A 17,443-nucleotide genomic window follows, 5' to 3' on the forward strand; every position below is an offset into this window, starting at 1 on the left:
TCGCATCAACCCTTCTTGCGCGGACCGCGATCGGTCGGCGGCTCGGACGGGCTGCCCTCGCCCGATCCGGCGCCGCCGCCTGTCTCCTTGCGCGCCGAGGTTTCTTTCCGGATGCCCTGCATGTCCCGGGCCTCGCGGATCAGGCCCGGCATCTTGGCAAGGCTGCCGCCCTCGACGCCGATATCGGAGAGGATCGAGTCGATCAGCGGCGCCTGGACGCGGTAGCGCAGCGCGGAATCGATCACCTCGTCGGTCGCGCTGCGGCCGCCATTGCCGTTGCCGCCATTTCCGTTCAAGCCGTCGACCTGCAGGATGCGGATGCCCTCGATCTTCTCCATCGGCTTGACGCTCTCGCGCACGATGCCCTCGATGCGGTCGAGCAGCTTGCGCCGGAACAGCGAGTAGCGTGCCTGGTCGGTCAGGACGTTCTCGGCCTCGTTGAGCAGCTTCTGCGCCTCCGCTTCGACCGCGGCACGAACCCGCTCGGCCTCTGCGGCGATCCGCGTCTCCTCGGCCTGCTTCTCGGCCAGCAGCACCTCGACCGTCTTACGGCGGCGGGCAATCTCGCTCTCGCGCGCCGTGACGACTTTCTCCGCCGCTTCCGTTGCACGCGAGCGCGCCTCTTCGGCCGCGACCTTGGCCGCGGATTCCTCCAGCGATTTTTGATACAGCGCGATGGCCTTCTCCATCAGCGCCGTCTCGACGTCCTTCTCGCGGTTCACTTCGAGCTTACGCAGCTCGCGCTCGCGGCCGATGCGGGCCTCGTCGAGACCACGATCCGAGGCGATGCGGGCGCGTTCGACCTCCTCACGGGCCGCGATCTCGGCCTCCTGCAGCGACTGGACGCGCGCGACCTCGAGCTGCTCGATCGCCCGACGACGCTCCAACCGGACGGCCTCCAGCGCCTGCTCGCGCGAGACATCGGCGGTCTCGACCTGCTTGCGCGCGACGATCTCGGCTTCCTTGACCTGACGATCCGCATCGATGCGCTCGGCGCGCTTGGCGGCGAGCTCGATGACACGGGTTTCGTCGGCGAGCTCGATCGCCTTCTTGTGGTCGATGTTGAGCACCTCGCGCGTCCGCGACGAGGCAATGCGCTCGGCCTCCAGCGCCAGCTCGACCTCGATGCGGCGCCGCTCGACCGCCTCCCGACGCTTCAGATCGGCGGCCTCGACGGCCTCAGTGCGCTCGATCTCCAGGCTGCGCGTCTCCTTCTCCGACTGGATCCGCTTGGCTGTTACAGCCAGCTCCTGGGCGATGCGGGCCGCTTCGATCGCCTCGCGCGAGGCGATATCGGCCTCCTCGATGGTCCGGATCCGCGCGATCTCCAGCGCACGCACCCGCTCCTCCTGCGCGATGCGGCTGGCCTCCGTCGCCTCGCGCGCGGCGATGCCGGCGATCTCGATGCCCTGGTTGCGCTCGATCTCCAGCCTGCGCGTGGCGTGCTCGGCGGCGATCCGTTCCGCCGACAATGCCTGCTCGCGCGCGATCCGGGCGGCCTCGACCGCTTTCTGCGCCTCGATCTCAGCCTCCTGGATGTTGCGCACTTGGGCAATCTCGGTGGCGCGGGTGCGCTCGTCGGAGCTGATGCGCTCCAGATTGACGATCATGGTCTGCGCGATGCGCGCCTTCTCGGTCGCCTCGCGCGCGGCGATCTCCGCCTGCTCGATCGCGCGGGTGCGTTCGATCTCGCGGCGGCGTGTCTCCTCGTCATTGGCGATGCGCGCATCGGAGACGACGCGGTCCTGCTGAATCCTGGCCTTCTCCACCGCCTCGCGCGCGGCGATCTCGGCTTGCTCGATGGTGCGTGTCCGCTCGATATCGCGTTGGCGCACCTCGCGCTCAGATTCGATGCGCGCGGCGTCGATCGCGCGCTGGTTGGCGATCCGCGCCTTCTCGATGTCCTCGCGCGCCAGCAGCTCCCTCTCTTCGACGGCACGCGTCCGCTCGATCTCGCGCTGCCGCGTGTCGCGCTCGGCCGCGATTCGGGCCTCGGCAATCGTCAGTTCGTTCGCGATCCGCGCCTTCTCGATCGCCTCGCGCGCCATGATCTGTGCCTGCTCGGCCTCGGTCTCGCGCAGCGCCCGCTCCCGCGCCACCTCCGTCCGCTGCAGGGCGCGGCGCATCTCGATGTCGCGCTCCTGCTCCAGCCGCGCCGTCTCGCTCTCGCGCTCGATATCGAGCGCCTCGCGCTCGGCTTCGAGGTTGCGGGTCCGAATCTTGATCATCGAGTCCTGCTCGATATCGTTGCGCAGCTTGCGCTTGCTCTCGATGTCCTCCATCAGCCGCGTGAGGCCCTCGGCATCGAACCGGTTCGACGGATTGAAGAATTCGAGATCTGTCTGGTCCAAATCGGTGATCGCCACCGATTCCAGCTCCAGGCCGTTCTGGGCCAGCGCCTCGGCCGCGGCCGCCTTGAGACGGGACACGTAGTCGCCGCGCTGCTCGTGCATCTGCTCCATGGTCATTTCAGCGGCAACCGAGCGCATGGCCGAGATGAACTTGCCGGACAGCAGCGCATGCAGCCGCTCCGGCTCGAGCGTGCGACGGCCGAGCGTCGCCGCCGCGATCGACACCGCCTCGCGCGTCGGCTGGACACGAACGTAGAAGTCGGCCTCGACGTCGACCCGCATGCGGTCGCGCGTGATGACGGCGTCCTGCCGCGCGCGCGTGATACCCATCGGCAGCACGTTCATGTTCACCGGCGTATAGTCGTGAATGAAGGGCAGCACGAAGGCGCCGCCATTGATCACGACGCGCTCCCCGAGGAAGCCGGTGCGGACGAAGGACACCTCCTTCGAGGAGCGGTGATACAGCCAGTTGACGATGTAGACCGCGACCACGATGACGATGATCGCAATGATCAGCCAAAGAATCAGCTCACCGATCAAAGCCCCGGACATCTCATTCCTCCCTCAGTCTCTCGTCCGGCGAATGCGGCGCCTCGGCGCCGCTGCTGCCGGATCTCATGTTGTCGCCTCAGACGCGGCGCGGCCGCGCGCTGATCGCCTTGAAATGTCGCACCTGTTCCGTCAACGCGCGCTCCACCGGCAGCCGCTCCATCGAGGAGGCGCCGTAGAAGCCATGGCAGTTCTTGGTGTGCTTCATGATGAAGTCGGCGTCGGACGGCTCCGCGATCGGGCCGCCATGCGCCAGAACCAGAATCTCGGGGTTGACGCTGAGCGCAGCCGAGGCCCAGCTGTCGATCAGGCCGGGGCAGTCTTCGAGCTTGGGCGCGGTCTGCGCGCCGATCGAGCCGCCAGTTGTCAGACCGAGATGGCAGACGATGATGTCCGCGCCCGCGATCGCCATGCCCGCGGCCTGGGCTTCATTGAAGACGTAAGGCGTCGTCAGCAGGTCCTTGTCATGCGCGCGCCCGATCATGTCGATCTCCAGCGCGTAGGAAATGCCCGTCTCCTCGAGATTGGCGCGGAAAGTGCCGTCGATCAGGCCGACGGTCGGGAAGTTCTGCACACCGGAGAAGCCGAGTGCCTTCAGCTCATCGAGGAACCCATCCATGTCGCGGAACGGGTCGGTGCCGTTGACGCCCGCGAGCACCGGGGTCGACTTCACCACCGGCAGCACCTCGCTCGCCATCTCGACCACGATGGCATTGGCGTCGCCATAGGCCATCAGTCCGGCGAGCGAGCCGCGGCCGGCCATGCGATAGCGGCCGGAATTGTAGATCACGATCAGGTCGATGCCGCCGGCCTCCTCGCATTTGGCCGACAGGCCGGTGCCGGCGCCGCCGCCGATGATCGGCACGCCACGGCGCACCATGTCGCGAAACTTCTTCAGCAGCGGTGCGCGCTCATATCTCGGCATGACCATCACCTCGCCTGTCTGCGCCGCGCCGGCAGCCGCCCGAGCATCGGCCGGATGGCGCCGACGACCGCTGCTGCGAACTCATTGTCGTTGATGTGATGCGGCACGCGGATAAGGCGCCGGCTCGAGGTCTGCCGTACGGTCTGCTCGAGACTGCGGAACAGCGCCTCATCCGCCTCGCGATCGAAGAACGGCTGCCCAGGCGCATCGAGCGCGGAGACGCCCTTTTCCGGCAGGAGAAACCGGACCGATCCGTCCATGCGATTGAGCCGCTCGCCGATCCAGCGCCCCATCTGCGCGTTCTCCGCGGCCGTCGTCCGCATCAGCGTGACCTGCGGATTGTGCACGTGGAATTTGCGGCCGCGGTAGCGCTCGGGAATGGTCTCGGGCGCGCCGAAATTCACCATGTCGAGCGCGCCGACCGAGCCGACATAGGGCACGCGGCTGCGGATGATCGCGCCGAAGCGATCCTCGGTCGCCGGAAACACACCGCCCATCAGCAGGTCGCAGACCTCGGTCGTGGTGAGATCGATCACGCCGGCGAGCATGCCGGAATCGACCAGCTTCTCCATCGAACGGCCGCCGACGCCGGTGGCGTGGAAGACGAGGCACTCGTAGTCGTCGCGCAGCTCGGCCGTGAGCTTCTGCACCGCCGGCGTGGTCACGCCGAACATGGTGATGCCGATCGCGGGACGTTGCGGTCGGGCGCTGTCAGCGACAGCGGACTGCCGCTCGCGGGCCATCACCATGCCGGCTAGCGCATGCGCGCCATTGCTCAGCACCGCGCGCGAAATCGAATTGAGACCCTGAACGTCGGTGACCGAGTACATCATCGCGATGTCGGCCGGCCCGACATAGGCGCCGACGTCACCGGATGCGACAGAGGAGATGATCAGCTTGGGCACACCGACGGGGAGCTCGCGCATGCCCGGCGCGACCAGCGACGTTCCGCCGGAGCCGCCCGCCGAGATGATACCTGCGACATTGTCCTGCCGGCGCAGCCAGCGCCCGAACGCATCCGCCATCGCGGTGACGGATGCGCCGCGATCGGCACCGAACACGGCGGGACCGCCGCGCGGATGATTGAGTGCGATCTCCTGGGCCGAGACGTCGCAGCTCGTATGGCGTCCGCTGGTGGAGACGTCGACCAGCCGGGTGCGCAGCCCGTGGCTCGCGACGAGATCGCGGATGAAGCGCAGTTCGTCGCCCTTGGTGTCGAGCGTGCCGGCGACGATCACCGCGGGCGGACCTGACGTGATCGGCGCGGCGAGCTCACGGCCCTGGCGCGCGGCCTCGTCAAGTCGGCTGACGCTGGTGGAGAGCGTGCGCGCCTTGGCCTCGATCTGCGCGATCGGAACCGGCTGCGACCAGCGCGTCGGCAGCACGGGATTAGAGACGTAAACCTTGACGGGCGCAGCTTTCGGCGTCGTTGGCACCGCCGCACGCGCGGCGGGCATCTCCTGAACCTCGCCCGTCCCGAGATCGGTTTCGTCGCCGGCATGCTGGCCGACGCCGAGCAGGCGCTGCTGCAGTTCGCGGTCGGCGGCGAGCCGGGCCGAGTCGATGATGCGGTTGATGCGGCCATTGACCATGATCGCGACGCGGGACGAGATCGTGGTCGCAACGCCGATGTTCTGCTCGATCACGAGCACCGCCATGTCGCCGTCCTGGCTGAGCCGGATCAGCATCTCCTCGACCTGGGCGACGATGACCGGCGCCAGGCCCTCTGTCGGCTCATCCATGATCAGGAGCCGCGGATTGGTCAGCAGCGCGCGCGAGATCGCCAGCATCTGCTGCTCGCCGCCCGACAACTGCCCGCCGCCGTTGCTGCGGCGCTCGGCGAGCCGCGGAAACGTCTCGTAGACGCGCTCGACAGTCCAGGCGCCGCGGCGCTGGCCGGCGGCGAGTCGCAGATGCTCGTCGACGCTGAGCGAGCGCCACAGCCGCCGCCCCTGCGGCACGTAGCCGACGCCGAGCCGCGCGATACGCGCGGGATTGAGGCCCGTGATATCCTCCCCCCGCAGCCGCACCGTCCCGCCGGACGGCCGCAGCAGGCCCATGATGGCCTTGCACAGCGTCGTCTTGCCCATGCCGTTGCGGCCGACCAGCGAGAACACGCCGCTGTCGAGCCGGAGATCGACGCCCTGCAGCGCATGCGAATGGCCGTAGTACACGTCGAGGCCGCGGACCTCGAGCGCAGGCGCGGAGCGGCGGACGTCATTCATGGCCGCCTCCGAGATAGAGCTCCTGCACCTCCGGATCGGATTCGATCTCCTGCGGTGCGCCTTCCTTGAAGATGCGGCCGTTGTGCATCATCGTTACCCTCTCGACGACGCGCAGCGCCACGTCCATGTCGTGCTCGATGATGATGTAACCGATGTGCGGCGGCAGCGACGTCAGGATCTCGACCAGCTCGCGCCGCTCGGTCGGCGACAGACCCGCCGCCGGCTCGTCGAACAGGATGAATCGGGGCGCGCCGGCCAGCGCCAGCGCGATCTCGAGCTGCCGCTGCTGGCCATGGGCGAGCTCCGAAACCAGTTGATCACGCACGGACGTCAGATGCACGGCCTCGATCAGGCGCTCGGCCGCCTGCATCAGGGCGTCATTGGCGCTGGGACGCAGCATCGAGAAGCGCGCGCGCGAGACGCCACGGCATGCCAGATAGACATTGTCGCGCACCGACAGGCCGAGGAACAGCGCCGAGATCTGGTAGGTACGGCGCAGCCCGCGGCGGATCCGCTCGTAGGGCGGAAAGGCGGTGATGTCCTCGCCGAAGAAGCGGATCGTGCCTGAGGTCGGCAGGAAGTCGCCGGTCACACAGTTGAACAAGGTGGTCTTGCCGGCGCCGTTCGAGCCGAGCACCGCGCGCCGCTCGCCGGGCCGCACCGTGATCGTGATGTCGGTCAGCGCGGCGAGCGCACCGAACATCCGCGTGACACCGCGCAATTCGAGGGCTGCAGTCGAGCCGAGCGCCGAGAGCCGGTCCGCGACCCTATCCATGGCCGTGACCTCCGGGGCGCGACCGCGGCTCCGATGCCTCGCTGCGACGGCGCCACCGCTCATAGAGCCCGATGACGCCGTCGGAGGACCAGAACACGATAGCGAGAAAGCCGAGCCCGATCAGCAGCCGGAACCGGTTGCCGTCGAGCCCGACCTTCACCAGGAAGTCGAGCGCGAAAGTGCGCAGGATGACGAAGATGAAGGCGCCGATATAGGGCCCAACCGGCCGGGTAATGCCGCCGACGACGGCGACGATGAGAATGTCGATGCAGCGCTCGACCGCGACAGATCCGGGCGAGATCTGCCGATAGTTCCAGACCTGCAGCACGCCACCCATGCCGGCGATCAGGGCCGCGAACGCATAGGCGGCGATGCGATGTGCATTGACGTTGAAGCCGAGCGCGGCCATGCGTCTGGGATTGTCGCGCACACCCTGCAGCGCCAGGCCGAACGGCGCGCGCGACAGATAGAGCACAGCGAAATAGCCCAGTGCGGCCACCGCCAGCGTCAGGTAATAGAACGCGATGTCCATGCGCCAATCGACGCCGAGAAAATGCGGCGTGGCGATCGTGTTGATGCCGGTGTGGCCGTTGAATATCGCCCAGTTCTGATTGGTGAAATAATAGAACGCCGCGCCGATGGCGAGCGTGATCATGATGGTGTAGATGCCCTCGGTGCGTACCGCCAGCGCGCCGCCCAGCGTGCCGAACAGCACCGCGAGCACCAGGGCCACCGGCGTCGCCAACCACCACGGCCATCCCAGGCTGATATTGGCGTTGCCGCTGACGCCGAACACGGCGACCATGTAGCCGGCAAAGCCCGCGATCGTCAGCTGCATCAGGCTGACCATGCCGCCATAGCCGGCGAGGAACATCAGGCTCAGCGCGATGGTGCCGAGGATCAGGGTCGTGCCGAAGATCTCGATCAGGAAGAAGCCGTTGGCGATCAGTGGCATGATCAGCAGCAGCGCGGAGACCGCCCAGGCCCAGGGCTGCTCGGTGGCCGACCATGCGGCCGGCTGCCGTGCGGCGCCGCCTGCCAGCATGCTCTCCCGCGCACTTGCCTCCTGGATCAGCGACATCTCATCGCCTCGCCAGGAGGCCCTGGGGCCGCAGCGCGAGCACCAGCACCATGATCAGGAAGGTCACGACGATCGCATAGGTCGGGATGTAGACCGAGCCGAGCTGCTCGGCGAGCCCAATGATCAGCGCGCCGAGCGCGGCTCCCGGGATCGATCCCATGCCGCCGACGATGACGACGACCAGCGAGGCCAGCAAAAAGCGCGTGTCCTCGCCGGGTGAGATCGACTGGAAGGTTCCGCCGACCACGCCGGCAATGCCGGCCAGCCCCGCGCCCAGTGCGAACACCAGCACGAAGACGAGCTGAATCTGCACACCGGTCGCCGCCAGGATCTCGCGATCATCCACGCCGGCGCGCACGATCATGCCGACGCGGGTGCGGTTGAGCGCGAGCCACATCGCGACGCCGATCACGACGGAGCCGCAGAAGATCACCAGCCGCACCAGCGGATACTGCAGGAACACGGCCTCGCCCGACGATTTCATCGCCGTCATCAGCGGCAGCTGTACCGGCCCGATCAGCCAGGCTGGCGTCTGGATCTGATAGAAGTCGCCGCCGAACGCCCACAGCATCAGATCGGCGAACACGATCGAGAGGCCGATCGTCACCATGGTCTGGCGCAGGTCCTGGCCCTCCATGCGACGAAAGACGAGCAGCTGCAGGAGAACGCCGATGGCCGCGACGAGGATGAAGGCGGCGACGAAGGCGAGGATCCATGACCCGGTCGCGGCGGACACGCCGTAGCCCACATAGCCGCCGAGCAGATAGAGCGAGCCGTGCGCAAGGTTGACGTTTCGCATCAGGCCGAAGATCAACGTGAAGCCGCTCGCGACCAGGAAATACAGTCCGCCCAGCGTGATGCCATTGAACACCGCACTCAGGAACACCTTCTTGCGGCCGATCGCCTCCTCGAGCCCCGGCGGCCAGACGGCGAAGATCAGCCACGCCAGCAGCGCCAAGGCGAGAAGAAGAATGAGGGACCAGATCGGGTGACGCTCGATGAAGCGGCTCATCAGCCCGCCCTCACGACAAGAGGGACGGATCCGTCGTCACAGCGGAAAGGCGCATTCAGCCGAAGATCGCCGGGTCTGCCGGCCATCGCTCGTCCTCCCTCGTCGGATCCTTTTGCGGATCACGTTGCCCAGAGTGTAGCGGCAGACGAGAGTGCGCACTTGATCGACAGTCTCTTTTCGCGCGACGCGCAGCAGCACATCAGGCGCGCAGCACCTTTGCAGCGCGGCGATAGTCGGTCGGCGCCATGCCGACATTGCCGGCGAAGAAGCGCGTGAAGCCGCTCTGGGAGGTGAATCCGAGATCGAACCCAATGTCGGCAATCGGTGCTTCCGTTGCCACGACGGCATCGAGCGCCCGCTCCATCAGCAGCGTATTCAGATAGAGATTGGGCGTCACTCCGGTCTGGCTGCGGAACAGCCGATAGAAATGCGGCCGCGATAGTCCGGATTCGCGGGCGATCTGATCGAGCTCGATCTCGGCGCATGGACTGTCCGACATCAGCTTGATGCACTTGCGAACACGAAAATCCGTCACTTCCGCGCATGGCCGTTCGGGCATCTGCTCCGAAACGCGCCAGCTTTCCTCGTAGCAACTGTCGATCAGCTGCCGCAGCTCGCCGTCGAGGCAACCGAGCGATGGCGCGCCACATACCAACGCTGCGGCGCGGCGAATGCAGCGATCGAGCGCGGCGGTCCGCCGGAAGCAGGTACGACCAAACCGCAAGCCCTGCTCGCGCGCGGCCGATGGCGTGAACCACTCCGCATTGACGTAGAGCACGAAGAAGATGGCGCCGTTGCCGACATCGTTCGGCAGGAAATTATGCGGTTCCCACGGATTGACCGCGACGATCCAGTTCTCGCCGATCTGATAATGCTGATCGCAGACGTCAATATCGGCCGGCGTCCCGCCAACGTGAAAGATCAGATGTCCCTCGCGATGGGCATGCACATTGAATGGCCGATTGAGCTGATAAACCGTCGCACGGCCGAAGCGAGCATGAAAGACGGCGAGCGCCCTACTCATCACTTCCTCACCGAAATGGTTCTTATTATTCGTCAGCGTCGATCATCGCTTGGCAGAAAGCAAGGGACGCGACGACGCGGCCCGAGCCCGCTCGAGCCGCGTCGCCCTCTGCAGAAAGGTCAGTACTTCTTACATTCAGGCACGGTGCGGCTCGGCAGGCCGATCTTGGCGAAGGTGGCGGCATCATATCCCAGCGTCTGGTTGACGTCGGGAATCACCTTCACCACCTTGCTGAACAGCGCGCCCTTGCCGTCGTCGACGACCTCGGTGACGAAGTTGGTGCCGATGGCTTGGCGGTTGGCGTCGAGCTTGATCTTGCCGTTGGGGGCATCGATCTCGATCTTCGCCAGCGCCGCCTTGAGCTTGGCCTGGTTGTTCGACAGATCGCCATTGACCTCGCGCAGCGCCAGGATCAACGCCATGGTCGAGCCATAGTAGTTGGTGGCGAGCAGCGACGGGCTCGGGAAGCGCTTCTCCGGCGGGAACGAGTCCTGATAGGCCTTCACGAACTTCTGCCAGCGCGGATCCTCCCAGGTATCGGCCTGACCCGACGCCGCAATCGTACCGATCAGGGCGTTCTTGGCATTTCCCTTGGACGACAGGATGGTCTGGTCGATCATGATCGAGCCGCCCATCAGGTGCGCCTTGCCGCCTGCCTGCTGATACTGGTTGAGGAAGTTGACGGCATCGGCGCCGCCGAGACCGAGATAGATCGCATCGACATCATCGGGCAGCGCCGCAATCACCGACGCGAAATCCTTGGTGCCGAGCGGGACCCATTGCCGGCTGGTGATCTTGCCGCCCAGGCCGCAGAACTCCAGCGCCAGGCCGAACACCTGGGTGTAGATGAAGGAATAGTCTTCGCCGACGGTCGCGATCTTGCGATAGCCCTTGGTCTCGTAGGCATATTTGCCGAGGCCGACCTGCCATTGGGCGCCGTCCATGTTGAAGCGGAAGAAGTTCGGCGCGGGATCGACATAGGTCGTCTCCTGCGCACCGGACGCCGCGTTCACGAAGGTCAGCTCAGGGTGCGTCTTGGCGAAGTTCTTGACGGCGATGCCCTCGTCGCCCGACAGCGGCGACAGCAGGATCTGTACCTTGTCCTGCTCGATCAGCTTGCGCACGGCACGGACGGCCGAGTCCGGCGTGGCGTCGGTCGACGCGACGACGAATTCCAGCTCCTTGTCGCCGACCTTCTTGCCGAGCACGTTCAGCGCGGTGACGTGTCCGCGCATCCCGTCCTCACCGAGCACGGTATAGGTGCCCTCCAGCGTCGCCGTGACGCCGACCTTGATCTTTTCCTGCGCGAATGCCGTGCCAGACAGCAAAAGCGCCGTGAACACGGCGATACCTACACTTCGCATGTGCATCGAACTCCTCCCTTGTCGTCCATTGCTGGGGCACACGAGCGTGTGCCGGCCACTGTTTTTCTGGCCATGTTGGCAGCGGACCTTCCCGGCGCCTCGCGTCATCTCTGACGAGCGACGGTCAGTCCCCATCGACCGCGGAGGCTACCGGATGAGCCGAGCGCGCGTGCAACCCGCCTGGCCTCGACCTTGACGACGAGTCTCATTTTCCATGATGCGACGCGATAAGGGCGTGATGCATTCCGCGTGCGTCGCGGTCCCGTCAGTCCCCGGTAGGCGTGGTCGGCGACCTCGCCGCGCTGCAGAGCCCGAGCAACTCAACTGCCTCGGCCCGGCTCCCTCGGATTCGTCTTGGCGTTCAGTCGTCGCGATCGTACCGTCACCCGGGAGCGACGGATGCGACGCTTCCGGAATTCCAACCCGCACATCACGATATCGATGCTTTCATTCGGGCGCCGCACGCGGCGCCCGTGGAACGCGAGCCATTTCTCGACCTGCCGCACGACCACGCGGCCGAGGTCCAGCCGCCGCACCAGCTCTTCACGCGTATGCAGCGAGGCGATGTCGACGATGTAGTCGAGCCGCTCCGACATGGTCCGGCCGACGAGCCGCGCGTATTCACTCGATACCAGCAAGGTTACGACCCGCTCAGGCAGATGCGGCTCACCCATTTCCAATCCTGCACTCCACCGTGCCCGCCGGCCGACCCGGAAGGTCGGCAATCCGACGAATGCAGGCACGGCGCCCCCCGATGACAATTCGACCGTGACACGCCAGGGGCGGCCCGGTCCGCGCGACGATATCCTTTCGCCTCATTCCACGACGCCGCGCGCGGCGCGCCTACCGTGGCTCTGCACTCGACTTTCCATCACGAGTACACGCGCTCCGCCCGGTCCTGAGACGGCGCTGCATCCTGGTCTCTCGCCGTTGTCGACACGAGCGACTTCGTGATCTCCTGAGCCCGCATCGGCAGCACCGAGAGCAGCGTGTCGCTCAGGCCGTGCGAGGTTTCGGCGCAGCCTTGGACATAGACTTGTGGACGAAACGCCGGGCTTGTCTGCAGACGATAGTCGCGATCGAGCGACGCCGACTCGATGTAGCGGCTGATCGGATCGAGACACGCCGGGACCGGAGATCGCTCGTAGCCGGTGGCGAGCACGACGGCATCGTACACTGCCCGGCGGCGGACCTCCTCGTCCTTGTTGACGAACTCGAGCTCCATCCCCCCCGGGACGGCATGAGCTGCGACGATCTCGCTGCGCGGATGGAGCGTCAGCCTCCGAGCCCCGGCGACACGCTGTTGGTACGTCATCCGGTAGAGCTGATCGAGCAGGTCGGGGTCGACCACCGCATAATTGGTATTTCGGAAGCTGCGGACGATCGTCTCGCGTTGCCCGTCGGACCGCGAATGGAAATAATCGGTGTAGTCCGGGTTGAAGATCTCGTTCACGAACGGGCTGCTATCGGCCGGCTTGAGGGCGTGCCCGCGGAAGACCAGATCGATGTGGGCGTCGGGAACCCGTTCGCTGAGATCGAGCGTGACTTCAGCCGCACTTTGCCCGCCGCCGACGACCGCCACCCGCGGCGACCGGCCGTTCGATCCTGCCGCAAGCGACGAGCCGAGATAGCCGCTGGTGTGCACGACCCGCGGATCGATCGCGACCGCTCGGAATACCGACGGGATGTGCGGCACGCCGCCGACGGCGGCCACGAGGTGCCGCGTGACGCGTGACCGTTCTTTCCCGTCAGCCATGCGCGTGAGCACGCGAAGCGCGGTGACGGACTGGCCGGCGTGCACGGGCTCGACAGCCTCGACCGTCTCTCCATACGCAACCATGGCGCTGAACTGACCGGCGACCCAACGGAGGTAGTCGTTGAACTCGATCCGGCTCGGATAGAACGTCTTGCAGTTGGTGAAGTCGAGCAGCCGGCCGGATTTGTGCAGGTAGTTGACGAAGGTGAACGGACTGGTCGGATCGCGAAGCGATACGAGGTCCTTGAGGAAGGAGATCTGCATGTTGCTGCCGGGCAGCAGCATGCCGCCATGCCACTTGAAGTCCTGCTGCTTCTCCAGGAACAGGGACCGGCATTTCAAGCGCTGCTGTCTCGCGCAATCGTCGAGCGCGATCGCCAGTGCGAGGTTCGATGGCCCGAAGCCAATGCCGACGACATCATAGTCAGGGGCAGGATGATACGACATGGTGATGCTCCGTCCGCGCTAGGCTTCTGTGGGTGCTTCATTGGTCGCCGGCTGCCACAGCCGGTCGCCGAAAAAGCGCTCGCGCAGCAACATGACCAGGGTTGCCCGCTTGTGTGGGAACTCGAAGTTCTTGAGCCGGGCAAACCCAGCCAGATCCAGGTTGCGCAGCTGCTGCGAATGCGCCGCCGCCGGCTCGCCGACGATACGCTCGGTGCGGCAATCGTCGAGGAACATGTAGTGCATGAGCGAGGGAAGCCAGGCCGTGATGAAGCGGCGGCCTCGGAAGCCGTCCTCGCCAACGATCACGTGCCAGCCGCGATCATAGTCCGCCGCATCGTAGAACGGCGCGATGCGATTTTCCTTCGCCCAATAGAGCTCGAAATAGCCGAACGGCTGATCACCGAAGGAGCCGATCAGCGGCACCATGTGCGAGTCCGACATGATCCGCGACAGATACTGTCGGTGCTTGTCGATATCTCCCGCTTCATTCCAGAACGAGTCGACCCGCGGATCGTTGAGCCAGCGGTGGACCAGCAGGAGATCGCGAGCGATGTCGACGACGCGAAAACTGACGACGTCGGACAGCCAGGGAATGAAGCGGGCGTAGACGGTGCCGACCGGCTTGGGCGGCCGCCGCGGATGGCGCCTGCCGTCGGTCATCGCGTAGGACAGTGGAAACGCCGGGCGCGCGGCGTCCGTCAGCCAGTTCTCGCGAAGCTGCATCACCATGTCCGGATACAGCGCCAGCCTGCCGTCGGTCGCGACCGCAACGCCGTCTTTCGCCAACGCCGATGCTGCTGCCGGGTTGTCGTCAAGCGTGATGACGAGCCTCTCGAGCGACGGCGCCCAGCCGAAGACCGCTTCGGCCATTGCCGCCACTCCGCGCGACACCCGGCGCCAATCATCGATCCGGTCGTGCACGATCAGACGCGTCAGTTCGCCATCCGGCCGAAGGGACAGCAATGGCGCGCCGTCCGCGATCACCCGGAGCCCGTCATCGTCGCGAACGACCGACATTGTCGCATCGGTTGCGACAGGGAATGTCCGGACACTACCCCTAACGCTCGCAGTCGCGCTCATGCGAACTCCTTCCCTCTCATTGATCTGCACGGGCGCCATCTCTGTCCACTCCCGCTCAGGATGTAGATCGGCCGGCATGACGAAGACAACAAAGTCTGTAGCGCTGCCTTTAGATTAACTACAAAGATGCGGCTCACGGATTCGATGCTCCAAGCGACGGAGCGGGCTCCTGCATAACGGTCGTGAGCGTGCGTTGCCTTTGTGCCGGCTCGCGACGTTCAGCGGCGTCGCTGGCGTCAATCCGACCGTCGCGCAGGCGCACGATCCGATCGGCGCAGTGGAAGTAGCGATCGTCGTGTGAGATCACGACGATCGTCTTGCCCAGACGTTTGAGGTCGGCGAGCAGCTCGGTGTAGAAGATTTGACGGAACGCCGGGTCCTGGTCGGCCGCCCATTCGTCGAACACCAGCACCGGCCGTCCCTCGATCCAGGCATTGATCAGGGCGAGCCGCTTGCGCTGGCCCGTCGACAGGTCGGTGGTGGAGAATGCGCCGCCATCGATCGAGACCTTGTGGGCGAGCTCGAGACGGTCGAGATAGCGCTGCGCGAGCTCCGGCCGCTGACTGCTCTGCTGCGCCAAGGTGTCGAACAGGAAATAGTCCGAGAATATTGTGGTGAAGAGCTGCCGATAATCGTCGCGGGTCTCGTTGACGACCGGGCTGCCGTCGCGCAGCAGCACGCCGCGGTCGGGCACATAGAGTCCGAGCAGCAGCTTGATCAGCGTCGTCTTGCCGCTGCCGTTTTCACCGACGATGAAGACGATCTCGCCGCGGCGAATGCGAAGGTCGATCGGTCCGATGGTGAAGGGGCGCTCGGACGACAGCGCGGGGAAGGCGTAGGAGACGCCGCGCAGTTCGATCGATTCGATCTGGTCGGCGGTTCGATCCTGCGGATCATCGAGCAGTTCCGCCTCTGCGGCGGTGAAACGGTCCGACAACTCGGCGATCCGGCGCATCGCGACCTGCGCGCGGCCGAGCGACGGCAGCATGCCGATCAACTGGTCGATTGGTCCGCGCATGAACAGCAGCACCAGAACGAAGCCGCTGGACACCGAGGCCGGGCTGTCGGGCCACAGCAGTGGACGCAGCACCAGAGCGGTCCCGATCACCAGGAACAGGAGAACCGTCCCGAGCGCGCGCGCCGTCACGAGCAGATTGATGGCCTTGATCTGCACGTTGCCGATCCGGTCGACCGTCCGGCCGATCAGATCGACATGGACGTGGCGCCGGCGCGGGCGATGCAGGCGCAACTCCTTGGCGCCTTCGGAGATCGCGCGGTAATGCTTCTGCAGGTCGTCTTCGTATTGGCGCGCGAGAGTGAAGCCCATCATTCCGCGCTTGCGGGCGAGATAATGGACGAACGACCCGAGCGCGATCAAGGCTGCCGTTACCAGGAACAGCGGCCACGACAGCACCGCCAAGTAGATCAGGCAGCCGGCGACGATGACGCCCGACACCAGGAAGGCCGGAAAGAAGAACGCGAAATCGCTGATGGCGTCGACATCCTTGGTCAGGACCGGGATGAGGCGGTGCGACCGATAGGATTCGAGCTGGTCGATCGGCGCCATCAGGATCTTGGCGGCCAGCGACTTGCGCAACGAGGCCACGATCCGCTGGCCGACGACATTCGCGCTGATGTCAGAGCCGACCGACCCGATCACGATCAGAATGCAGAGACCCGCGAACGAGGCGACGAGGCCACCGACGTCGCCTGCCCCTGCGTAGAGGCCGCGGTTCGCCACGGCGAGCAGGCCCGCAACGCTGGCGCCGCCGAGGAGACCGAGCAGAATGGCTGCGGCGAGCAGCAGCCAATAGGGCCGCAGCAGGCTTCCGACGCTGGCAACGCCTGGATTGGATGGCGTCATCATGGATTGCCGGCTCCCATTCGCGTGGCGAAGACAGCGGCGAGCTTGGCGCCGATGTCGGCGCGGGCGTGCAAAGCGTCCGGAACCACGTTGCCCATGCGCAGGAACTCGTGGATCATGCCGGGATAGACCTTCAGATCCACGGCGGCGCCGGCCGCGCGCAAGCGTGCGGCATAGGCCCTTCCCTCGTCCGCCAGCGGATCGAACTCGGGGAGCACGATCAGCGCGGGCGCGACGCGCGTGAGATCGGACGCGGCCAGCGGCGCAAATCGCCAGTCGTGGCGATCGGCGTCATGGCGGAGATAGTGGTCGAAGAACCAGTCCACGGTCTCGCGCTCAAGCAGATAACCCGAACCGTATTTCTCGTAGGAGTCCGAGACCTGCTGCGGGCTGAGCCCGGGATAGGCGAGGACCTGAAGGACAGGCTGCGGTAAGGCCCGGTCGTCGCGCGCGGCGATCGCCAGCGCCGCGGCCAGCGTGCCCCCCGCACTGTCGCCGCCGATCGCGACCCGCCGCGGGTCGAGGCCAAGCGCAGGCCCCTCGCGCCCGATCCAGGCGAGGGCATCGACGCAGTCCTCGAATGCCGTCGGAAACCGGTGCTCCGGCGCCAGCCGGTAGGCGATCGACAGCACTGCCGCGCCGCTGTCATCGGCAAGGCCCCGGCACAACGGCTGGTGCGAGTCGAGGCTGCCGACGACGAAGCCGCCGCCATGCATGTAGAGCAGCACGGGCATCGGATCGGCGACGTCCAACGGCCGCGCTGCATAGAGGCGCCCGGCAATCTCCGTCGCGTCGCGCATCGGCAGCGCAAGCTGCCTCTCGAAGGCGAGCGGCGGCGGATCGACATCCAGCAGCGGCGAGGAGGCGTCGAAATCGGCACGCGCCTGCGCCGGCGTAAGTTGCGGAAACGGAATGCGCGCGCCCGATTCCGTTCCGAGCTGGATCATCTCGAGCAGTGCCGCGATATCAGGATGAAGGCCCATGGTCACC

13 protein-coding genes are annotated in these 17,443 nt (G+C 66.0%); all 13 read right to left on the reverse strand.

Annotated features, from left to right (window positions below; genetic code table 11):
* Positions 1–5: 5 nt before the first annotated feature.
* The 13 genes from QX073_RS25015 to QX073_RS25075 all read right to left on the reverse strand — a co-directional run bounded on the left by QX073_RS25015 (position 6) and on the right by QX073_RS25075 (position 17,436).
* Positions 6–2,903, reverse strand: coding sequence for a flotillin family protein (locus tag QX073_RS25015; RefSeq protein WP_316226543.1), 2,898 nt, complete (start codon positions 2,901–2,903; stop codon positions 6–8).
* Positions 2,904–2,979: 76 nt separating this feature from the next.
* On the reverse strand, positions 2,980–3,825 hold the full coding sequence (locus QX073_RS25020; RefSeq protein ID WP_316226544.1) for a phosphoenolpyruvate hydrolase family protein: 846 nt from the start codon (positions 3,823–3,825) through the stop codon (positions 2,980–2,982).
* A 5-nt stretch (positions 3,826–3,830) separates the two neighbouring features.
* Positions 3,831–6,050 carry an ABC transporter permease gene (locus tag QX073_RS25025; protein WP_316226545.1) on the reverse strand — a complete coding sequence of 740 codons (2,220 nt, stop codon included), beginning with the start codon at positions 6,048–6,050 and terminating at the stop codon, positions 3,831–3,833.
* Positions 6,043–6,825, reverse strand: coding sequence for an ABC transporter ATP-binding protein (locus tag QX073_RS25030; RefSeq protein WP_316226546.1), 783 nt, complete (start codon positions 6,823–6,825; stop codon positions 6,043–6,045). The genes QX073_RS25025 and QX073_RS25030 overlap by 8 nt, the downstream gene beginning before the upstream one ends.
* Entirely contained in the window at positions 6,818–7,906 is a 1,089-nt protein-coding gene (locus tag QX073_RS25035) for a branched-chain amino acid ABC transporter permease (RefSeq protein ID WP_410052389.1), read from the reverse strand. The genes QX073_RS25030 and QX073_RS25035 overlap by 8 nt, the downstream gene beginning before the upstream one ends.
* 1 nt (position 7,907) lies before the next feature.
* Entirely contained in the window at positions 7,908–8,918 is a 1,011-nt protein-coding gene (locus QX073_RS25040; protein WP_316226547.1) for a branched-chain amino acid ABC transporter permease, read from the reverse strand.
* 199 nt (positions 8,919–9,117) lie between these two features.
* Entirely contained in the window at positions 9,118–9,942 is an 825-nt protein-coding gene (locus QX073_RS25045; RefSeq protein ID WP_315827785.1) for an AraC family transcriptional regulator, read from the reverse strand.
* A gap of 119 nt (positions 9,943–10,061) precedes the next feature.
* Positions 10,062–11,312: an ABC transporter substrate-binding protein gene (locus QX073_RS25050; RefSeq protein WP_315752524.1), complete on the reverse strand. Its 1,251-nt coding sequence runs from the start codon at positions 11,310–11,312 to the stop codon at positions 10,062–10,064.
* A gap of 314 nt (positions 11,313–11,626) precedes the next feature.
* A complete protein-coding gene (locus QX073_RS25055; RefSeq protein WP_315752523.1) occupies positions 11,627–11,980 on the reverse strand; it encodes a hypothetical protein in 354 nt (117 codons plus the stop codon).
* A 197-nt stretch (positions 11,981–12,177) separates the two neighbouring features.
* Positions 12,178–13,509 carry a lysine N(6)-hydroxylase/L-ornithine N(5)-oxygenase family protein gene (locus QX073_RS25060; RefSeq protein ID WP_316226548.1) on the reverse strand — a complete coding sequence of 444 codons (1,332 nt, stop codon included), beginning with the start codon at positions 13,507–13,509 and terminating at the stop codon, positions 12,178–12,180.
* A gap of 18 nt (positions 13,510–13,527) precedes the next feature.
* Positions 13,528–14,589 (reverse strand): GNAT family N-acetyltransferase, encoded by a 1,062-nt coding sequence (locus tag QX073_RS25065; RefSeq protein ID WP_410052390.1) that lies wholly within the window; start codon positions 14,587–14,589, stop codon positions 13,528–13,530.
* Positions 14,590–14,722: 133 nt separating this feature from the next.
* On the reverse strand, positions 14,723–16,456 hold the full coding sequence (locus QX073_RS25070; RefSeq protein WP_316226550.1) for a cyclic peptide export ABC transporter: 1,734 nt from the start codon (positions 16,454–16,456) through the stop codon (positions 14,723–14,725).
* Entirely contained in the window at positions 16,453–17,436 is a 984-nt protein-coding gene (locus QX073_RS25075) for an alpha/beta hydrolase (RefSeq protein WP_316164880.1), read from the reverse strand. The genes QX073_RS25070 and QX073_RS25075 overlap by 4 nt, the downstream gene beginning before the upstream one ends.
* Positions 17,437–17,443 lie beyond the last annotated feature (7 nt).

It is taken from the genome of Bradyrhizobium sp. SZCCHNS3052, assembly GCF_032484495.1.
In the GTDB taxonomy this organism is placed as follows: Bacteria; Pseudomonadota; Alphaproteobacteria; order Rhizobiales; family Xanthobacteraceae; genus Bradyrhizobium.